The sequence below is a fragment of the Seonamhaeicola maritimus genome, from assembly GCF_008056315.1.
GTDB classification, from domain to species: domain Bacteria; phylum Bacteroidota; class Bacteroidia; order Flavobacteriales; family Flavobacteriaceae; genus Seonamhaeicola; species Seonamhaeicola maritimus.
In genome coordinates this window covers 376,970-396,019 of record NZ_VRKQ01000008.1, presented here as the reverse complement: position 1 = coordinate 396,019, position 19,050 = coordinate 376,970, and the positions used below count along the sequence as shown (strand labels likewise).

Annotated in this window: 12 protein-coding genes; 1 reads left to right on the top strand and 11 read right to left on the bottom strand. The window is 34.7% G+C overall.

What is annotated here, in order from left to right; translation table 11 throughout:
• A complete protein-coding gene (locus FUA22_RS01645) occupies positions 1-1,368 on the top strand; it encodes a glycoside hydrolase family 28 protein (protein WP_147765941.1) in 1,368 nt (455 codons plus the stop codon).
• Positions 1,369-1,579: 211 nt separating this feature from the next.
• Here FUA22_RS01645 and FUA22_RS01640 read toward each other — a convergent pair whose 3' ends face one another.
• The 11 genes from FUA22_RS01640 to FUA22_RS01590 form a co-directional block, all read right to left on the bottom strand.
• On the bottom strand, positions 1,580-2,344 hold the full coding sequence (locus FUA22_RS01640) for an SDR family NAD(P)-dependent oxidoreductase (RefSeq protein ID WP_147765939.1): 765 nt from the start codon (positions 2,342-2,344) through the stop codon (positions 1,580-1,582).
• 49 nt (positions 2,345-2,393) lie between these two features.
• A complete protein-coding gene (locus FUA22_RS01635; RefSeq protein WP_147765937.1) occupies positions 2,394-3,695 on the bottom strand; it encodes an MFS transporter in 1,302 nt (433 codons plus the stop codon).
• Positions 3,696-3,934: 239 nt separating this feature from the next.
• Positions 3,935-4,636, bottom strand: coding sequence for a FadR/GntR family transcriptional regulator (locus FUA22_RS01630; protein WP_147765934.1), 702 nt, complete (start codon positions 4,634-4,636; stop codon positions 3,935-3,937).
• Positions 4,637-4,901: 265 nt separating this feature from the next.
• Entirely contained in the window at positions 4,902-5,819 is a 918-nt protein-coding gene (locus FUA22_RS01625) for a polysaccharide lyase family 7 protein (RefSeq protein WP_147765933.1), read from the bottom strand.
• 8 nt (positions 5,820-5,827) lie between these two features.
• The gene (locus FUA22_RS01620) at positions 5,828-7,591 is read right to left on the bottom strand and encodes a PKD domain-containing protein (protein ID WP_147765932.1); all 1,764 of its coding nucleotides are present in this window, start codon (positions 7,589-7,591) and stop codon (positions 5,828-5,830) included.
• Between the two features lie 37 nt (positions 7,592-7,628).
• Positions 7,629-8,570, bottom strand: a complete 942-nt coding sequence (locus tag FUA22_RS01615; RefSeq protein WP_147765930.1) for a PKD domain-containing protein — start codon at positions 8,568-8,570, stop codon at positions 7,629-7,631.
• Between the two features lie 22 nt (positions 8,571-8,592).
• Positions 8,593-10,068, bottom strand: coding sequence for a RagB/SusD family nutrient uptake outer membrane protein (locus FUA22_RS01610; protein WP_147765929.1), 1,476 nt, complete (start codon positions 10,066-10,068; stop codon positions 8,593-8,595).
• A gap of 21 nt (positions 10,069-10,089) precedes the next feature.
• Complete coding sequence (locus FUA22_RS01605; protein WP_147765926.1) at positions 10,090-13,173, bottom strand: SusC/RagA family TonB-linked outer membrane protein; 3,084 nt, start codon at positions 13,171-13,173, stop codon at positions 10,090-10,092.
• Positions 13,174-13,712: 539 nt separating this feature from the next.
• Positions 13,713-15,050 carry a RagB/SusD family nutrient uptake outer membrane protein gene (locus tag FUA22_RS01600; RefSeq protein ID WP_147765924.1) on the bottom strand — a complete coding sequence of 446 codons (1,338 nt, stop codon included), beginning with the start codon at positions 15,048-15,050 and terminating at the stop codon, positions 13,713-13,715.
• A gap of 10 nt (positions 15,051-15,060) precedes the next feature.
• Positions 15,061-18,240 carry a SusC/RagA family TonB-linked outer membrane protein gene (locus FUA22_RS01595; RefSeq protein WP_147765922.1) on the bottom strand — a complete coding sequence of 1,060 codons (3,180 nt, stop codon included), beginning with the start codon at positions 18,238-18,240 and terminating at the stop codon, positions 15,061-15,063.
• Positions 18,241-18,663: 423 nt separating this feature from the next.
• Entirely contained in the window at positions 18,664-19,041 is a 378-nt protein-coding gene (locus FUA22_RS01590) for a cupin domain-containing protein (protein WP_147765920.1), read from the bottom strand.
• Between the last annotated feature and the right edge of the window lie 9 nt (positions 19,042-19,050).

Genomic DNA, 19,050 nt, shown 5'->3' with positions numbered 1-19,050 from the left:
ATGAAACAAGTGTTAATCCTAGTAGCTGTAATATTTCATTCTTATGCGTTTGCCACAGACTTTAATGTACTAAATTATGGAGCCAAAGCAGATGGTGTCACAAAAGACACTAAAGCAGTACAAGCCGCTATTGATGCCTGTACTAAAAATGGTGGAGGAAACGTAATTATTCCTGCTGGAAAAACTGTAGTAATAGGCACCATCTATCTTAAAGATTTTGTAACACTTTATTTGGAAAACGGGTCGGTTTTGTTGGGAAGTCCTGATATGGCAGATTATACAACCGATACCCACAAAAACATGTACAAGAACGAACCGCATATGGATCGTTGTTTAATTTTTGCTAAAGACGCTAAGTCTTTTTCTATAAAAGGTGAAGGTACAATTGATGGTAATGGTCATCAGAAGTTTTTCAACAAAAAGAGTGGTGGGCGCCCAATGCTGATTCGCTTTTTAAGATGTAACGATATTTACGTTGAAGGTGTGTCTTTAATAAACCCTGCAGCGTGGACTTCGGCTTGGTTATACTGCAATGAAATTGTGGTAGAAGGTATAAAAATTGTAAGCAGAGTAAATGGCAATGGTGATGGTTTAGATTTTGATGGCTGCACCAATGTAAGAGTTAGCAACAGCTCTTTTGACACTAGTGATGATTCTATCTGTTTGCAAACATCTCATCCAGATTACCCTTGTAAAGATATAGTAGTTACCAATTGCGTTTTCACTAGTAAATGGGCTGGTTTGCGTATCGGGCTATCATCAAGAGCAGATTTTGAATCTGTAACAGTATCTAATTGCACCTTCCATGACATACAGGATTCTGGTTTAAAAATTCAAATGAATGAAGGTGGTGAAATGAAAAATATGGCATTTTCTAATTTAGTTATGAAGAATGTTCCCAGGCCAGTTTTTATGACCTTTTGCCAACAAAGAGCTGGTGCAGATGCTCCACTAGAAATGCTTCCTATGAAAGCCATGCATAGTTTCCTTTTTAGCGATTTTATTGTTGATAACAGAGAACTTGATAAGAATTCAGCTTTCTTTATTACTGGAATGCCAAATCATTATATAAGTGATATTCACATAAACAATATTTTAATGACGGTTTCTGGAGGAGGCACAAAAGAAGATGCTAATAAAACAATAAAAGAATATACGTTAGAAACCTTAGGTGATTGGTGGCCGGAGTTTTATTTAGTAGGCACGCTTCCTGCTCATGGTATTTATGCGCGCCACGTAAAAGGACTTTTAATTAATAACGTTAACATTAACACAGTTACTAAAGATGAAAGACCTGCTATAGTTTTTGATGATGTTACTGATGGAACTATGTCAAATATTTTCTCGAATAAGGAGAAGTTGCATTAAATTAAGCCAATAGTACTTATTTTGAAAATTCACTCGGTAAAGGACAAAAACCTTCATGAAATTTAGTGTTTAATAGTCCAAATATGCACACCAAAAAGTTGATATACAAAAAGTATTTATCTATAAAGTTATAACGGCATTTGAAGGTGTTTTTTGAACATAAAAAAAGTGATGCTTTCACACCACTTTTAATTTATGTAAAACCCTTTTATTATATACCTAAACCTTGTCCTCCACCTACTTGAATAGTTTCAGCAGTTACAAACGCAGCATCTTCACTTACTAAAAATGAAATAACTCCAGCAACCTCTTCCGGCTGTCCTAATCTGCCCAACATAATATTGTTTTTCCAAGAAGCAAAAACTTCTGGCTTAGTAGATTTAATTTGTTTATGAAAATCCGTATCAATTGTACCAGGTGAAACAGCATTTGCTCTAATACCATATTCGGCTAAATCCTTTGCTAGCGCACGTGTTAATGTATGTACAGCAGCTTTAGAAGTTCCATAGATTCCTGCTCCTGGTCCTCCAGCATTCCAGCCTGCATTTGATGTATAATTAATGATAGATGGATTATCGCTCTTTTTAAGGAACGGAATAGCCGCTCTTGAAGCAAAAAATGCTGAATCAAGATTTAACGCCATTACAAATCTGAAAAATTCTGTGGTCATGTCTTCAAATCTAGATCTACCACCTAAACCACCGGCGTTGTTTACAAGAACATCAATTTTACCATATTTCTCACCAATCTTAGTTATGTTAGATGTTACTTCTTCTTCTTTAGTTACATCAAACCCATAATACTCTGCAGTAATACCTGCAGCAGCCAATTCTTTAACGCGTTGAGCTCCGGCATCGTCTTCAATACCGTTAAGGATAACTGTATATCCATCTTCTCCTAATCTCTTGGCCACCTGGAAACCAATTCCACCAGTTGCCCCAGTGATTACCGCTACTTTTCCATTTAAATTACTCATATTCTTTAATTTTATTTTTTATTACTTGTTTTTATTTATGATCTATTTTTTATTTCTTTTTTAATGGCACAATTTTTCCACACAATACCCAGACACTTGCAAGAGCAATAATGGCTAATGCAGCTCCAATAATGAAAGCGGGCGTATAGTTACCTCCACTTGTTAACCAAGGCACTAAAGATGTTAACCCTACGGCTCCAAGTTTGGCAGCCATACCAGAAAAACCAGCTAAAGTACCTACCGTTTTTCCACTGAAAAAATCACTAGGTAGTGTTTGTACATTACCTATTGCTGTTTGAAAACCAAATAATATTACGGCCATTATTAAAACAGCTGTTACGGGTGCCCCAGGATTAGCCATAGCCAATAAAGAAGGCAGCATAATTAAACACCCAAGTGTTATTACTAGTTTTCTTGTTCTATTTACAGTCCATCCAGCTTTTAGCCTATTTTGGGCTAACAAACCACCAAACCAAGCTCCTAACATAGCTCCCACATAAGGCACCCAACCATATATACCAATAGACTTCACATCCATACCGTACACTTCATTTAGGTAAATTGGAATCCAAAACACAAACAACCACCAAATAGGATCAATGGCTGCAGACGCAATTATAACACCCCAGCTCTGCTTATGAGATAATAGCTCTCCTGTATTAGGAACATATACTTCTTCCTCACTCTTATCCTCTTCCTTAAAACTTTCATTTCTCTGGCCTGTCAAAATATATTCCTTTTCTTCATCAGTAATCCAAGGGTGAGATTTTGGTGGTGCTTTCACCAATATCATCCATGGCACCAACCACAGTAAACCAGCTAAACCAACTAAAATAAATATAGCCTGCCAGCTAAAGTAAATAGTTAAGAATGCAATTAAAGGAATAGATATAATACCACCTATGGCGGCTCCAGAATTAAAAATACCCTGAGCCAAGGCCCTTTCCTTGGTTGGGAACCATTCGGCATTACCCTTTGTTGCTCCAGGCCAGTTGCCAGCTTCTGCAATTCCTAAAATTGCGCGAAATATGCCAAAGCTCAATACCCCTCTTGCGAGAGCATGTAATGCTGTTGCTATAGACCAAAAACCAATAGAAAGCACAAACCCTAACCGAGTACCAACCCAATCAAATATTTTCCCAAATATAGCCTGACCAAAGGCATAAGAAAACACAAATATGATTGAAATAATAGCATAAATTGACTTATGCTCATCTGCAGATTTATCGGGGTAAAGATCAGCAGCTATTTCTGGCCAAAGCACACTTAGTGACTGACGATCTATATAATTGATTACAGTTGCAAGGGCAATTAATCCTACTACCCACCATCTTAAGCCTTTTAATTTCATATAATTTAATTTATAATTTAAGTTATAAAGTCTAAAATATTAGATAATATAATCCTTTAATGTCGAGAAACTCAACACCTTTTATAAAGACGATACAACTCTTAATAGCTTTTACTAATTACTATAAGTAAGCTTCTAAGCCTCTGTTTTTTGTGAAGAAGTACTTTTTTTGTACTCGCTCCTCTCCTAATTTATTTCACTACATTAAAGTTAAGGCGTGCACTCCCAACTTCAATTTTTTAAGCATTATAGCAATACTGATATAATGCTTTAAAATGAATTTTCATTTTTTCTTTAGCTAGCTCAGGATTTTTATTTTTTATAGCTTCATAAATATCCGTATGCTCCTGAATTCCTATAACCGCCTGATTATCATCACAAACGTGATATCTTTCAAAATTTGTAATAATCTCTGGCGTAATTGTTAGCATTAAGGTATTCATTGTACTGTTTCCACTAGCTTTTGCTATTGCTAAATGGAACAACAAATCCTCTTGAACGGCATCTTGGTTATTCATTACCTTTTGAGCATAAGCATCAAGCGTGTCTTTCATATGAGCTAAATCTGCTTCTGTTCTGCGTGAAGCTGCTAAACCAGCTGTTTTCAACTCTAGTAAAATTCTAGTTTCTACCAACGATTTAAAATCTGGCTCGTCTAATCTTAAAATATCCTCAATCATTCCATTTAATGCCGTTACCCCAATATTGGCTACAAAAGTTCCACTTTGAGGTCTAGACTTTAACAAACCATAAAACTCTAACTTCTGAATGGCATCACGAACATTACTTCTAGTAACTTCAAACTTTTCAGCTAACATCCTTTCTGAAGGCAATTTATCTCCAGGTTCGAGATTCTTGTAATTTATCAAGTCCCTTATCTTAGCGATTATTGAATTCTGAATTTCCTGATTATCGTTTGCTGTTACTACTTCTAATTTCATATGTTAAAATTTATATATGCATAGTTACAAGAATTATAGATTCTAAACTATTATTCCCCTTACTATCGATCTATTACCTTTAAAATTTAATCTCATGATTCCATGTAAATTGGCACTAAACCAATTGGATAAATTTAATAAAATTGAATAAATGTTTATTTCTTTTTTAGTCAAGTTTTACTGGCCTTATTAACAACCAGTAAAACCTAAACTAAAACAAACTCAAACTACTACTAAACATTTTAATAATTCTAAATTTTCTTTTTTAATGACTTACTTCCAGTTCGTAAAACCTAACTTTTGAAAAAGCGCCTTTGTCTCTGGTTTGAAAATAGTTTCCAGCTTTGAAATAATTTTCAAAAACACCCCATTTTCTTATATGCACATTTTCATAGACTTTATATTCATTCTTATTAAGAACAATAACCATTTTTCCATCTGAAACTTTAACCTCTAAAGTAAATTTACTAAACCCTACTTCCTCTTCGAAATTAAACCCATCATCATCTCCCCAAGCATCTTCATGAAGAATTGCTGGAACGGTAGCATTTATATTTTTAAGAACTTTTGTCTTAACTCGTATTTTACCTTTATCCCAATAAATCTTTAATATAGGCGGTGCGTTATTATCATCTTCACCTATTAAATCACGCTGTTCATTAGTTAAACGTCCATGAATTTGCATTATAATAGTTCTATGATATTTACCATCAGAACCTCTGGTTGAAGCATCCATAGCTAACTTACCACGCATATAGGCTCCATCTGCAAATGTCCAATTAGTATTATTATCACCTGGTACCATTTGCTCTCTTAACTCAGACCGCGTATACTTGGTGTTCCTAGTTTTAGAATCTGTTGGCATTGCATGAAAAACAATTGCTCCTCTTGTAGAATCTATATACATATATGGTTTCGCTACCTCTATATTTGCAAAATCCAATATCTCCGGTGGACTTATTTCAATTGGTTTCCCCTCCTCATTCGCTACTGGTAATGTAACTTTCCAATGACTTAAATCTATGTTAGGTAATTTTACTTTCTTTTTTTTCTTCTTTTTTTTCTTCTTTTCAGTTTTTACATCCGATTCTGTAACGCTACTTTTCTTATTTTGAGAAGTAGCGTTAACAGATAGAAAGGCTATTAATCCAATTAATAATATGTTTCTTCGGAAGTTTTTCATGATAATAATTATTCTACTGGATACACCTTAACATTATCTATATAAGCATCAACATCAGTTACTGCATATATCAATATAGCTACTTCACCAACAGCATTAGATCTAAACTGAAGTTTCATTGTTGTACCACCTGAACAAGAATTATCAGAAAACTTTCCTTTTGCCTCAGTACCAACATGCTTAACCAAAGCATTACTAGCAACAGCATCAGCACTATTACTAAAATGACCGTTTAATACTGACGCCACTATACTATTAGTTTCAGCACCTCCCGTCTTTATAGCATATTCGTACTCAAAAATGTAATCCTCATTAGGGCTTAATGTAACTGCTTGGTATGCGTATCTAGTGTTCCCGGGCACAGCAGTACCATCAGGATTTGCACTTTGACTACCTGACCATTTTGCTCCTCTTGTTTTAGAGCCAACAGTTCCCTCATAGTCTGTACAAGAACCATCAGAACTAGTACCAAATGGATTACTATTCCCTGTAGTTGAAATTTTCCATGCATTTCTAATATTAGTATCATCAGAAGACAAACCACCTTCACGTTCAAAATCACCTTTAAGAATCTCAGGATTAAAAGGACCAGCAGGTCCACCTACAGTAATTTCCTTTGTAATAGAAGTTGGTTTATCAAGGAAATTAGTAGTTGTTAACGTTACCATATAAGTTCTTTCCACACCATCATCAGTATAACTATATGTTGGATTTGCATCTGTAGAGGTGCCTACACCATCTCCAAAGTCCCAACTATGACTGGTAGCTAGTAGAGACGCATCTGTAAATGTAACATCAAAATCACTAGCTACATCATCAAACGTAAAATCTGGAACTGAAAGAGGTTCTCTAGAAAGGTAAATATTATCTACATTAAGAGTTGCCTCATTATTAGCAGTACCTCCTGTACCTAATTCTATTGTTATATCATCTATTTGAGTAATTCCTTCAGATGCAAGATCAAGATCTAGACCAGTCCACATATTAGTTTCTAAAGCTTGTTCAAAAGTTTTTCCTCCCAATGTTATTTTCACATTATCAACACCTATTTCATGAATAGAATGAAGGTCTATGTGAAAATAATCGGCAGAACCACCTGTTCCAAAAACATCTGCAATAATAATTGGAGACCCAAAACTTATAGATACTGTATTTGTACCGTTAAGCCTAGAATACTGAATTACTTTATTTTTAATATCGCCAACTGATTCCTCATTATACTCTGCATCACCTGCTTCAAAATCTGTACTTGATGGTTTGTTTGTATAAGCAGTAAAAGCACCATCGCTTTCAATACCATCACTGAAAATAGCATATACATTTTCATCAAGAAGGGCTGGAGAATCTGGAGCAGAAGATATAGCTGTAACCTCATGTTCTATAGTAATATTCTCAGTTTTAGTTACACTAGCAAGACCTTTATTTGATTTAGCCGTTACTGTTATTGTATATGTAGCTTCTTCAACATCATTAGGATAATCGTGAAAAGCAGATCTTACTGGCACTGTAATAGTAACAGTTGGACTACCGTCTCCAAAATCTACATCATAAGAAGTAACTCCAATAGCCAATGGTGTAACAGTTACATAAGTACCATCCTCAAGGCCATTAGTATCTGGACCCACTTCCGCCTCAAAACTAGAAAATGTAATCTCTGTAAGCCCTGGCCCATCAATTTTCTCTACTGGAGCAATAATATCATCATCATTACATGATAATATTACAAGACCCGCAACTAGAAAGGCAAATATTCCTTTTTTATATATATTCATAATTATTTATTTTTTAATTTTTAAATATGCCCCAAAATTAGTCCGCTGCATAAACTTTAACATTATCTATGTAACAATCTACCGCTGTTTCTGCAGAAAACATAATTGCAACTTCTCCACTTGCATTGGTAGTAAATTCCTGTCTTACTGTTGTATGTGATGTTTTTCCTTTTACTTCATCTGCAACAAATGAGCTTAGTGGTGTACTTGCAACAGCATCAGCCCCATCATCAAAGTGACCATCTAAAACAGCAGAAAATATTCTGTTACCCCCTACAGCTTCACCTGCCTGTTCTGCTGGTGTTTTAATAGCATATTCATATTCTAAAATATATTTAACCGTACGGTCTACTAATGTTGGAGACACTAGTATTGCTTGGTACGCATACCTAGCATTAGACCCAGCACTAACAGAAGTGGATGAAGTCCATTTAGCCCCTTTTGTTTTAGCTCCATTATCTGATCCATCATAATTTGTAAATGAACCATCAGAACTTGAGTTAAAAGGATTTGTATTTCCGCCTGTAAAAGATGAGAATTTCCAATCAGCTGATCCACCATCAAAATCTCCATTTAAAATGGTTACTGGAATTGGCACAAACTTGTCTACTACTTCAACATCTAGCGTAACTGTAGTTGATGCTTCATTTCCATCAATAGCAGTTAGGGTAACAGGATAAGTTCCTTCACCTGCGGCAAACGTATAGGTAGGGTCTTTTTCATTTGAAGTATCTCCACCTCCAAAATCCCAAGCGTATTTGATAGACTCAGTTGATAAATTATTAAATTCTATCATTCTAAAATTCAATGCATTTGGTATATACGCAAAATCCGCTGTTGGTAACACAGTATCCTCAACAGAGCCAGCTTCCGGTAATTCAAACTCGAATGCCTCTTCACAGCCTACCGACAACATCATTGCCAATACGCAAAACACCATTACTAAGGTGTTTTTGAAAATGTTAAATTGATTTTTCATAATTTTTTAGTTTTTTAATTAATTATTGAGGGTTTTGAGTCAAAAGACCATCACTTAAATTAATCTCCCTTGATGGAATTGGTAATAATAATCTTCTAATATTATAACTAGTATATCCTTTTAGAGTAGCATGTGCCCCTAATACATCATGCGCAACTCCTAATCTTAACAAATCAAAGAATCGGTGATTTTCAAAGGCCAATTCTACTCGTCTTTCAAGGAGTAAAAGATTTGTAGTCAACACAGCTGGACGATCTCCTACAGGATCAAAACCAGCCCTAACTCTAACTTCCATAAAAGAATCTATAGCACTACTATCAGCAGTATCTCCACCTGCCATAATAGCCTCTGCATGCATTAATAAGACATCAGAATAACGTAAAATAATCCAATCATTACCTGCATTTGAAGGTGCATCACCGTATGTAGGTAGGTTTGTATCAGAAATATCAGATCCAAAAGGTAAAAACTTAATCACCTCTGCGTCTTCTGGCACAGGAAGGTTAACATCATCACCAAAAGCAGAATAGGAAGCTGCAGTTCTATTACCTCCATAGGCAATAAAATCTTCAGCAAGATTTGGATTAACTATATTAAGTCCATCTTGTCTACCTTGACGGCTATAAGATGTAAACTCTGAGGAAAACCCTTGACTTTCATCTGGATTTCCTTCTAAGTACTGAACAGCAAAAATAATTTCATCGTTCAATTCGTTATAGAAAACATCACTAAAATTAGATTCTAAAGAAAACTCACCACTATTAATAACATCTTCACACAATTGTCTTGCACCAGAATAATTAGGTGTTGGTTGAGTCAAGTATACTTTAGCTAATAACGATTGAGCTGCTGCTTTAGAAGCTCTTGCTTTGTGTCCGCTACTTAAATGAGTAACCCCTTCTTGTAAATCTGATACTATTTGTGCATACACTGTTTCTACCGCAACTCTTGTAAAAAGTAATTCCTTTTCATCAGAACCTGCTACTCTAGTTACTAATGGTACATCTCCGTACAGTCTTACCAAGTTAAAATAAGCATAAGCTCTTAAAAACTTAGCCTCAGCAGTATATCTATTAAGATTGCTCGCATCTGCATTATCAACATATTCTAAAACATTGTTAGCTCTAAAAATAATCTCATACATAGATTGGTAATAATCCTCAGACTGAACATTATCAGGCTCAACTATATATCTATGAAAATCGGCTCTTGAGCCCTCAAGTGTTTTACTTCTAGTATTATCAGAACGATGTTCAGTTAAAAGATACTCCAATTGTACTCCTCTGTTAAATCTTATCGAACTTGATTCTGTATTTTCATTAACGCCTTGTACGGCATCATAAATCCCAATAATAGCAGCCAAAACATCATCATCTGATTGGAAAAAACTATCAGCAACAATAGCAGAGTCTGGTAAAGGATTTAAAAACTCATCTTGATCACAAGAAACAAACATGGCTCCTGTAACAGCAAGAATTAAAAATTTTATATATTTCATAATTAATGTTTTTTTCTATGATTAAAAATTAAGATTCAAACCAACTGACATGGTACGGAATAACGGTGTTCCCGCTCTTTGAGCACCATAAGACTGAGGTGAGTTATTATTATCAATAAATTCTGGGTTAAAACCATGATAATCATCAGAGGTTATATACAACAAATTCTGACCTGTAGCATATAGTCTTAGTGATGATATCCCTAATTTTGATACAACATCCTGCGGTAATGTATAACCAATATTTACATTTCTTAAAGAAAAATAACCTGCACTCATAACAACATCGTTGGTTTGAACTCTAGGCTTAAGGAATGAAGCATCATCAATAATTCCCGCATCTACAACAGCTTGTTCATCAGAAGTAGCTCCGTTCCACTGAGAAAAGAAGTACTGATCACCAATGTTTTTAACTTCAGCACCTTGACTACCTTGAATCATAAATGAGAAATCTACATTTCCAAATTTGAATTCATTTGACAAACTCCAAATGATTTCAGGGTATGGATCACCAATTATAGCTTTATCTCCATCAGTAATTAAACCATCTCCATTTAAATCTTTCACAATCACATCTTCCGACTGTCCGTTAATTGGAAGCCAAGGAGAATCCCAATATTCATTTGCTAATTCCTTATCTACTACATAGCCATAGAAAGAAGAAATAGGATTACCTACAGAATTTATCCATTGAGAATTTCTACCCCATCCATCTTCTGTTAATGCTCCATCAGATTCACCGTAATCAAGCAATTCATTTTTATTAGTAGAAGCGATTAAGGTTGTATTCCAAGAAAATTTCTCACTAGAAACATTTTTAGTTCTCAACTCTAATTCCCATCCACTATTTTCTACTTTACCTAAATTCACAATACCATTATTAAATCCAGTAACATAAGACACTGGGTTATTTAATAATAATTGGTCACTAGTTCTTACATAGTAATCTAATGAACCTGAAATTCTGTTATTTAAAAATCCAAAATCTACACCAGGGTTAAATTCTTCAGATGCTTCCCATTGTAACAATGCATTTGCAATATTCTTAGGAGAAACTCCAGTTGAAATACCACCATCAACAATAGCATTGGTATTATCTAACTGAGCCAGATAAGGCCATGCGTTAACCAATTCATCTCCAACATTAAAGTTTTCAGAACCTGTAAGACCGTAACTAACTCTAAACTTTAGTTTACTTAAAACATCACTTTCACTTAAGAAATTTTCATTGTGTACATTCCAACCAACTGATGCTGCAGGGAAGTTACCCCACTTAGATTGTACTCCGAAAACCGAACTACCATCTCGTCTAAAAGACGCGTTTAATAAATACTTATCTGCAAAAACATAAGAAATCCTACCAAAATATCCAATTTTGTTCTGTTCTATATTGAATTCACCTTCTGAAACAATAGTTGTAGCTCCTTGCAAGTTTTTAAGTAAATCATTAGTATATCCAGTACCAACAATCTGACTTGTTTCAGCTCTTCTTTTCTGAATAGTCATACCTGCCAAAGCACTAATTTCATGATTACCAAATGACCTATTAAAAGATAAGGTGTTATCTGATATTAGTCTTGATCTAAATCTATTTTGTAACAAATACTGCGCTCTACTATTTCCAGATGCATGGTGTTTAGTACCATCCCATCTAGTTCTTTTACGTTGCTCTAAAGTCACACCCAATGATGTCTTAGCAAGAAGACCTTCCATGATTTCATACTGTAAAAATGTACGAGCTAATAATTTAGTATTGAATTCATAATGCTCTCTTTCTGCATATTGCGCATAAGGGTTAGCATCACCAGATGTACGTGGTCTATTATCACTACCATTACCATCTAAATCTAACTCAACCAAATGATTCTCATAAAAATAATCTCCTACACCTACATTAGGGTAAGCATCTCTATTTATAAATTGTAAAGTTTCCTCTGAATGATAAATAGGCAACCAAGGTGATTGACGTATTGGGTTATGTATTGAAGTAGGCAAAGCTCTTCTTTTAGAATAAGAAGGCGTAGCATCTATTCCAAATTTAACTTTGTCACTTAATTTACTATCTAACTTCAATTTTGCGGAATATAATTTATAGTCATCAGTAATTACAACACCCTCATCATGTAAATATCTTAATGACGAAGTGAATTTTGTGTCTTTAGTACCTCCACTTGCCGATAAAGAGTGACTTGTAATAAATCCTCCATCAAAGAAAACCTCTTGCCAATCTCTGTCAATTCCAGTAACTTCAACTATCTTTAGCGCATACTGCGATGCTTCTGTTATCTGACCAGTTTCAGCCAGTTCCTTAGCAGCCCAATCCGTTATGCTTTTCTTGTAATCTTCGCTTCCAAAGGCTGATTTATAACCAGTAAACGTATTATAAGAAAATTTAGTTTTTCCTTCTTTACCAGTTTTAGTTGTAATTAAAATCACACCATTAGAACCTTCACTACCATAAATAGCAGCAGAAGCTGCATCTTTTAAAACCTCAAAAGATTCAACATCATTCATATCTAAGTTACCTAGAAAACTAGCATCTACAATAACTCCATCAACTACGACGGCTGGTCCAGAATCAGCAGTAATCGATCCAAAACCCCTAACCGTAATAGTAGGCGCAGCACCGGCTTCAGCTGAACTTGCCTGAATATTTACCCCAGAAACCTGACCTACTAAAGCATCATCAACCCTTGCAACTGCAATTTGATCTAAATTTTCATTAACAACTTTAGAAATAGCACCTGTTAAGTGAGATTTTTTCTGAGTTCCATAACCAATTACAACAACCTCATCAAGTGTTGCTAAATCTTCGGCAAGAACTATATTTATTGTAGCCTGATCTCCTACAATTATTGTTTGAGACACGAAGCCTACATAAGAGAATTGTAAAACATCTCCCTTGTCAACTTGAATTTGATAGTTTCCATCAAAATCGGTGGTAGTACCTTTAGTAGTATTTACCACAATAACATTTACACCAGGAATTGGAATATTATCTGTACCAGATACAACGGCACCTTTTACGGTAATTCCACTCTGTGCAATTAATACAGCATTTAAGAACAATACTGCAATTAGCGTTAGCCTAATTTTTAAATTCATAATTTGTCTTTTTAGTTTAAAATTGTTAAGTCTGATTAACATTTTACCTTTATTAATCTGATAGTTAGAAACTATCTGTAACCACTAAACAAAAACAGAATCTTCAAATAAAATTTTGTAATTTTGAAAATTGCATGTCTTTGTTAAATAATGACGTGTTTTAAATTCTACTTCCCTCCGAAAAGAAGTAAATTGTCTTAAAAGGATAGGCGTGCACCTGTCCTTTTTTCTTTTTTATTTCATATAGAAATGGTTTTTTTAGTAGTGCTATACATTTAGCTTAGTTTGTTTTTGGAAAACCAAATTGGTTTACCAGTTTGGTTTTCCAAATATATGTTATTTTTCTGTTAATTCAAACTAAATTTCAATTTTAACATTTTTATTTTTCTATGGTTTTAATAAATTAATTATAGTAATTAACCATTGGGTTATATAAACACTTTTAATCATTATAAAAAAAACTGATCTTAAATTCATATTGAAGAGAAGCTCAATATAAATTTAAGATCAGTAAGTAAATTTAATCTCTTATTTAAGACTTAGTAACCAGCATTTTGAGTGATTACTCCTTTAGTTGCTAGTATTTCTGAAACCGGAATTGGAAATACATGAAAATTACTATTAATTGATTCACCCATTTCAGCATCAACCGTACCAGTTCTGACCAAATCAAACCATCTGTGTCCTTCAAAGGCCAACTCTAATCTTCTTTCATCAGCAATTGCTTGTCTAACGTCTGCTTGTGAACTTACAGTACCAGTTAAACTATTCAAACCAGCTCTTGTTCTTATATCATCCAATAAAGGAAGTACAGTAGATGCAGCAGAACCCGTTTCATTCAAGGCCTCAGCATATAACAAAATAACATCGGCTAATCTTAACTCAATCCAATCATGTTCACTACCTAAGCCTCCTTCTTTCGGGAATTTTATAGCGGTTGTACCGTCTGTATGCAATGTTACTGCTCTTCTTAAATCTGTACCACCACCGCTTGCATCACTAGCATCAAATGCAGCTACTAAATCAGGATCTACCGGAAAATCAGATTTTGAATCATCTCCAACAAACCAATTCCAAAAACGAGAAGCAAAACTATATTCATCTATTATAGAACTAACAATCTGTGTTGAAAATATGATTTCTGAATTCGCTACTTCATTTGCAGCACCAAAAATCTCATCAAAATCACCTTTTAAAGCAATTCCTGCAGCAGAAGCACCATTTACAACGGCAGCAAGATGCGGTACAGCACTAGAATGATCTCCCATAGCCATATATACCTTACCTAAAATACCTTGAGCTGCATATTTAGAAGCTCTACCATCAACTATTTCAGCATCTAAAACAGCAATAGCATCTTGCAAATCAGGGATTATAACATTATTATAAACATCAGCGGCAGGTTTTCTTACTAAAATTGATGTATCTGTTAGACTTGGTGAAGCACTTAAATTAACAGTAACATCTCCAAACACTTGCACTAGTTTGAAATAAGACAAAGCTCTTAAAAATTTTGCTTCAGCGACTTCAGTAGCGTTAACCGAATTTTCAATTACATTATTAGCACTTAATATAGACTTATATAATGCCGTATAAAAAGGCCCAAAGAATTGATCTTCCATTGTTGTTAAATTAGGCCCATAAGTATCAAATTCAGTATAAGGAGCCTCAAACATAAAAGCATTATCCGCTCTAAACTCACCCATAACGGCCATAGGTGTAGTACTACCCAATTGATAGTAATAAGCTGCATTTAAAACGCCAGTAAAATCATCTAAAGAATCAGAACTAGCAATATTTGGTGGGGATTGATCTAAATCCGTCGAACATGCTGTTATTAATAATAGCGCCCCAAATAATAAAAATATATTTTTCATTTTTCTTTATTTAAAAATTAACATTTAAACCAAATGTAAAACTTCTTACAATCGGACTAGCTCCCACTTGAACCCCATATGTTGTAGGCCCCGCATAACCATCATTGGTAATCTCTACACCCTCTGGGTTATAAGATGTATAATCATCTCCCATTAAGTATAATAAATTAGTAGCAGCAAAATAGGCCCTTAAAGAACTTAAGCCAATTTTACCCATCACATCAGAATCAAAAGTATAACCAATAGTTAGGTTTCTTAAAGCTATATAAGATGCATCTTGTATCATGGCATCTGTTTGGTTCCTATTTCGCTCCCAAGGCAATCCATTATTATCCGCTAAACCATCTCCATTTGCATCTAACTTAGCAGTATTAATTCTGCCTCCCCATTGAGACCCATAATAAAGAGGATCTATATTGTAAACATCTCCACCTTGAGACCCTTGAAATTGTAAAGACATATCAAAATTCTTATATGTCAAATTATGTGACATACCCCAGTAAAAATCAGGTGTGTTTTGACCAATTTTAACTAAATCTCCTCCGTCTTCAACGCTTCTTGTTCTATCAATTACCCCATCTCCATTTTGATCTACAACATAAGATTCTCCTGTAGCATTATTAGGATGTCTTGTAACGTCAGCAATATATTCCATTTCAACATCTCCAATGGTCTCTAATCCCCACATTTCACCTATCTGACCTCCTACATAGTTTCTAAAAACAGGTCCTCTGCCACTTTGACCATAAATTTGCTGAGGCAACTCATCTAAACCTCCTAAATCAGTAATTTCTGTAGAAACAGTAGATAAATTAGCTCCCATACTCCAAGAGAAATTATCATTGCTAATTAAATTACCAGTAAATTCAAATTCCAATCCAGAACTTCTAACATCACCTGAATTAAGTACAATAGATGGCGTACCTAGTACCTCGGAGACACTTTGATTAATTAAAATATCCTCAATATCTGATGTATAATAATCTACACCAAGTCTAAAACGATTATTTAGAAATCCGAAATCAAGACCATAGTTAGTTTCTGTATTTGTTTGCCAAGTTAAATCAGCGTTTGCAACGTTAGTAGGGATTAGAAATCCTGTACCATATACAGTTGCGGCCGCATCTAAAAGACTCAAGGAATCATAAGAACCTAAAAAAGAAGTTGTTCCTAAAGACCCTGTGCTAAATCTTAACTTTAACTGGCTTATAAAATTATGGTCTTCTAAGAAAGATTCATTGTGTAAATTCCATCCTAAAGAAAGTGCTGGAAATGTTTCATATTTTTTATTAGCTCCAAAACGAGAATCACCATCTCTTCTTACCGATGCCGATACTAAGAAACGATCATCATAGGCATAATTTACTCTCCCAAAAACACTCTCTCTAACTCGAGTTTCATCTCTCTCTGTTACTATAATATCAGCTGGTGCTAAAAGGTTAAAATTTAAAATCGCGTTATCTGGAATATTTGAACCATCTAAACGAGTACCCTTAAAAGTTGTAGTTTGAAATTCAAGACCAGCAACAGCAGATACATCATGACTACCAAATTCCTTTGCAAAACTTAAGGTAGTTTCACTTAAAACAGAAGACACTTTTAAATCCACTTGATCCATGAAAGTCTGAGAATCACGAGCTCTAGAATCAAATCCAAGTAATCTGTGTGAATAGTTTTGAGTATCTCTTAAATCTCCACCTAAAACAGTTTTTATATCTAACCCTTCCATAAGGCTGTATTGTAAATACCCAGTAACATTACCGAAAAAAGTTTTTTCCCAACTTTCAGTATTATCAAGTTTAGCTGCTGGACCAGCATCACCAGAACCACCAATACCGTTATTTGCTCTACCGTAATGCCAATCTTGTGCCGCCATACCCGGTTCTAATTCATATATACTACTAGCTTCATATCCTGAACCTCTATAACCATTATCGAATGCAGCTAATCCTAAAGCTTGGGCTTCGCCATCTAGTGCTTGAACAAAAGCAATAGACTCAGCAGTATGGTAAACAGGATGGACACCATATGACCTTAATAAATCTCTCATATCATGACCAACGATATCTCTTTCAGCTGAAAATCCGTTGAAACTAACTCCCGTCTTGAACTTATCTCCCAATTTGGCATCAACATTCAGACGTGCGTTTAATCTTTCAAAACCTTGAGTAATTACAATACCTTCAGTATTTTGATAACCAACCGATGCAAAGATTTTAACATCTTCAGAGCCACCTCTCATACTAAAGTCATGACTCATTGTATTACCTCTCCTGAAAAGCCAATCTTCTGGACTAATTGCTCCAGGAGAATTTTCATAAGCGCTTAACCTAAATTCTACAAAAGCAGGATCAAGATGTGAAACGTCAAATTTACCAGAAGAAATACCAGACCTAACAGTTGATGCCCATTCTGGTCCAGACTGAAGAATGTTATCTCTGTATCTGCTAGAGGTACTTAAGTAGCTATTATAACTAAACTTAACCTTACCCTCTTTTCCTTTTTTGGTGGTAATTAAAATTACACCATTTGCCCCCCTTGAACCATATATGGCGGCCGAAGCTGCATCTTTCAATACCTCTAAACTTTCAATATCGTTAGGATTAACAGTTGCTATACTCCCCGAAATAGGATACCCATCAACGACAATTAGAGGACTTGAATCACCTGAAATAGAAGAGGCCGCTCTAATTTGAATTTTTGGATCTGCTCCAGGTGCACCATCTTGATTTTGTATTAAAACCCCAGGCAATTTACCTGCTAGAGCATCATCTACACGTGCAGCCTGAACAGCAGCAACATCTTCTCCTCCAATTTTTGCAATGGCTCCAGTTAAATGAGATTTTTTACGAGTTCCGTAACCTACAACTACAACCTCTTCAAGAGCAGCAAAATCTTCTTCTAATGAAACGTTAATTGTTGTTTGATCACCGACAGTTACCGATTGACTTACAAACCCAACATAAGAGAATTGTATAACATCTCCCTTATCGGCTTCAATTTGATAAGCTCCGTCAAAATCTGTAGTAGTTCCTTTTGTGGTATTCACCACAATAACATTTACACCTGGAATTGGAACATTATCTGTAGCAGATACGACCGTACCTTTAACAGTAATTCCACTCTGTGCAATCAAAACAGCATTGAACAACAACACTGCAATTAGAGTTAGTCTAATTTTTAAATTCATAATTTGTTTAATTTAGTTAATATTGTTTCAGTCTGATTAGTATGTTTCCACACTAAATCAATTTCACTCAATTACACTAATTGCTAAACAAAAGAGAACTATTCAACTATTTTTAGTAGTTTTGAAGTTACATGCTATTGCATAGCAATATTGTGTATTGGATTTTACTTCAATCCGACAAGAAGTAAATGGTTTAAAGGGATAGGTGCACACCTATCCCTTTTTATTTTTTATTCATAAATGAAGAATTATATTTCAAAAGCGTTAGACATTTAGTTTAGTATTTTCTTGGTTTACCAAAGTGGTTTACCAAATTGGTTTTCCAAATATATGTTATTTTTTTGTTAAAACAAATAAATTTTCATTTTTAACAATTTACTAATCCATAAAAATCCTCACGAAATGTACTAATAGGCTTCTTTTTTATGATTCCTTATCTCCAAAATAAGACACTCCATCACCAGTTAAGAAATCTTCTCTTACCGGGCTAAATGTATCTATTAGCTCCCCTTCTTCCAAACAAACTGCACTATGCAATAAATTAGGTTCAATATACACACCATCTCCAGCTTCTACAATTTGCTTTACTCCATCAATCTCAAATTCAAATTTCCCTGAAGCACAAAAGGTAGCCTGCGTATGAAAATGTTGATGTGGAGAACCTAACGCTCCTTTTTCAAATTTCACTCTTACCATCATAATTTGGTTATCGTAACCTAAGAACTTTCTTGACACTCCGCCACCAAGTTCTTCCCATTCCATGTCTTTTGCAACGACATACTTTTCACTAAATCTTTTCATAATTTATAA

Bases quoted from the DNA above. Each gene is read 5' to 3' on its own strand.
- FUA22_RS01615 (WP_147765930.1), bottom strand. From the start codon at position 8,570: ATGAAAAATCAATTTAACATTTTCAAAAACACCTTAGTAATGGTGTTT.
- FUA22_RS01610 (WP_147765929.1), bottom strand. From the start codon at position 10,068: ATGAAATATATAAAATTTTTAATTCTTGCTGTTACAGGAGCCATGTTT.
- FUA22_RS01640 (WP_147765939.1), bottom strand. From the start codon at position 2,344: ATGAGTAATTTAAATGGAAAAGTAGCGGTAATCACTGGGGCAACTGGT.
- FUA22_RS01630 (WP_147765934.1), bottom strand. From the start codon at position 4,636: ATGAAATTAGAAGTAGTAACAGCAAACGATAATCAGGAAATTCAGAAT.
- FUA22_RS01635 (WP_147765937.1), bottom strand. From the start codon at position 3,695: ATGAAATTAAAAGGCTTAAGATGGTGGGTAGTAGGATTAATTGCCCTT.
- FUA22_RS01590 (WP_147765920.1), bottom strand. From the start codon at position 19,041: ATGAAAAGATTTAGTGAAAAGTATGTCGTTGCAAAAGACATGGAATGG.
- FUA22_RS01600 (WP_147765924.1), bottom strand. From the start codon at position 15,050: ATGAAAAATATATTTTTATTATTTGGGGCGCTATTATTAATAACAGCA.
- FUA22_RS01605 (WP_147765926.1), bottom strand. From the start codon at position 13,173: ATGAATTTAAAAATTAGGCTAACGCTAATTGCAGTATTGTTCTTAAAT.
- FUA22_RS01645 (WP_147765941.1), top strand. From the start codon at position 1: ATGAAACAAGTGTTAATCCTAGTAGCTGTAATATTTCATTCTTATGCG.
- FUA22_RS01620 (WP_147765932.1), bottom strand. From the start codon at position 7,591: ATGAATATATATAAAAAAGGAATATTTGCCTTTCTAGTTGCGGGTCTT.
- FUA22_RS01595 (WP_147765922.1), bottom strand. From the start codon at position 18,240: ATGAATTTAAAAATTAGACTAACTCTAATTGCAGTGTTGTTGTTCAAT.
- FUA22_RS01625 (WP_147765933.1), bottom strand. From the start codon at position 5,819: ATGAAAAACTTCCGAAGAAACATATTATTAATTGGATTAATAGCCTTT.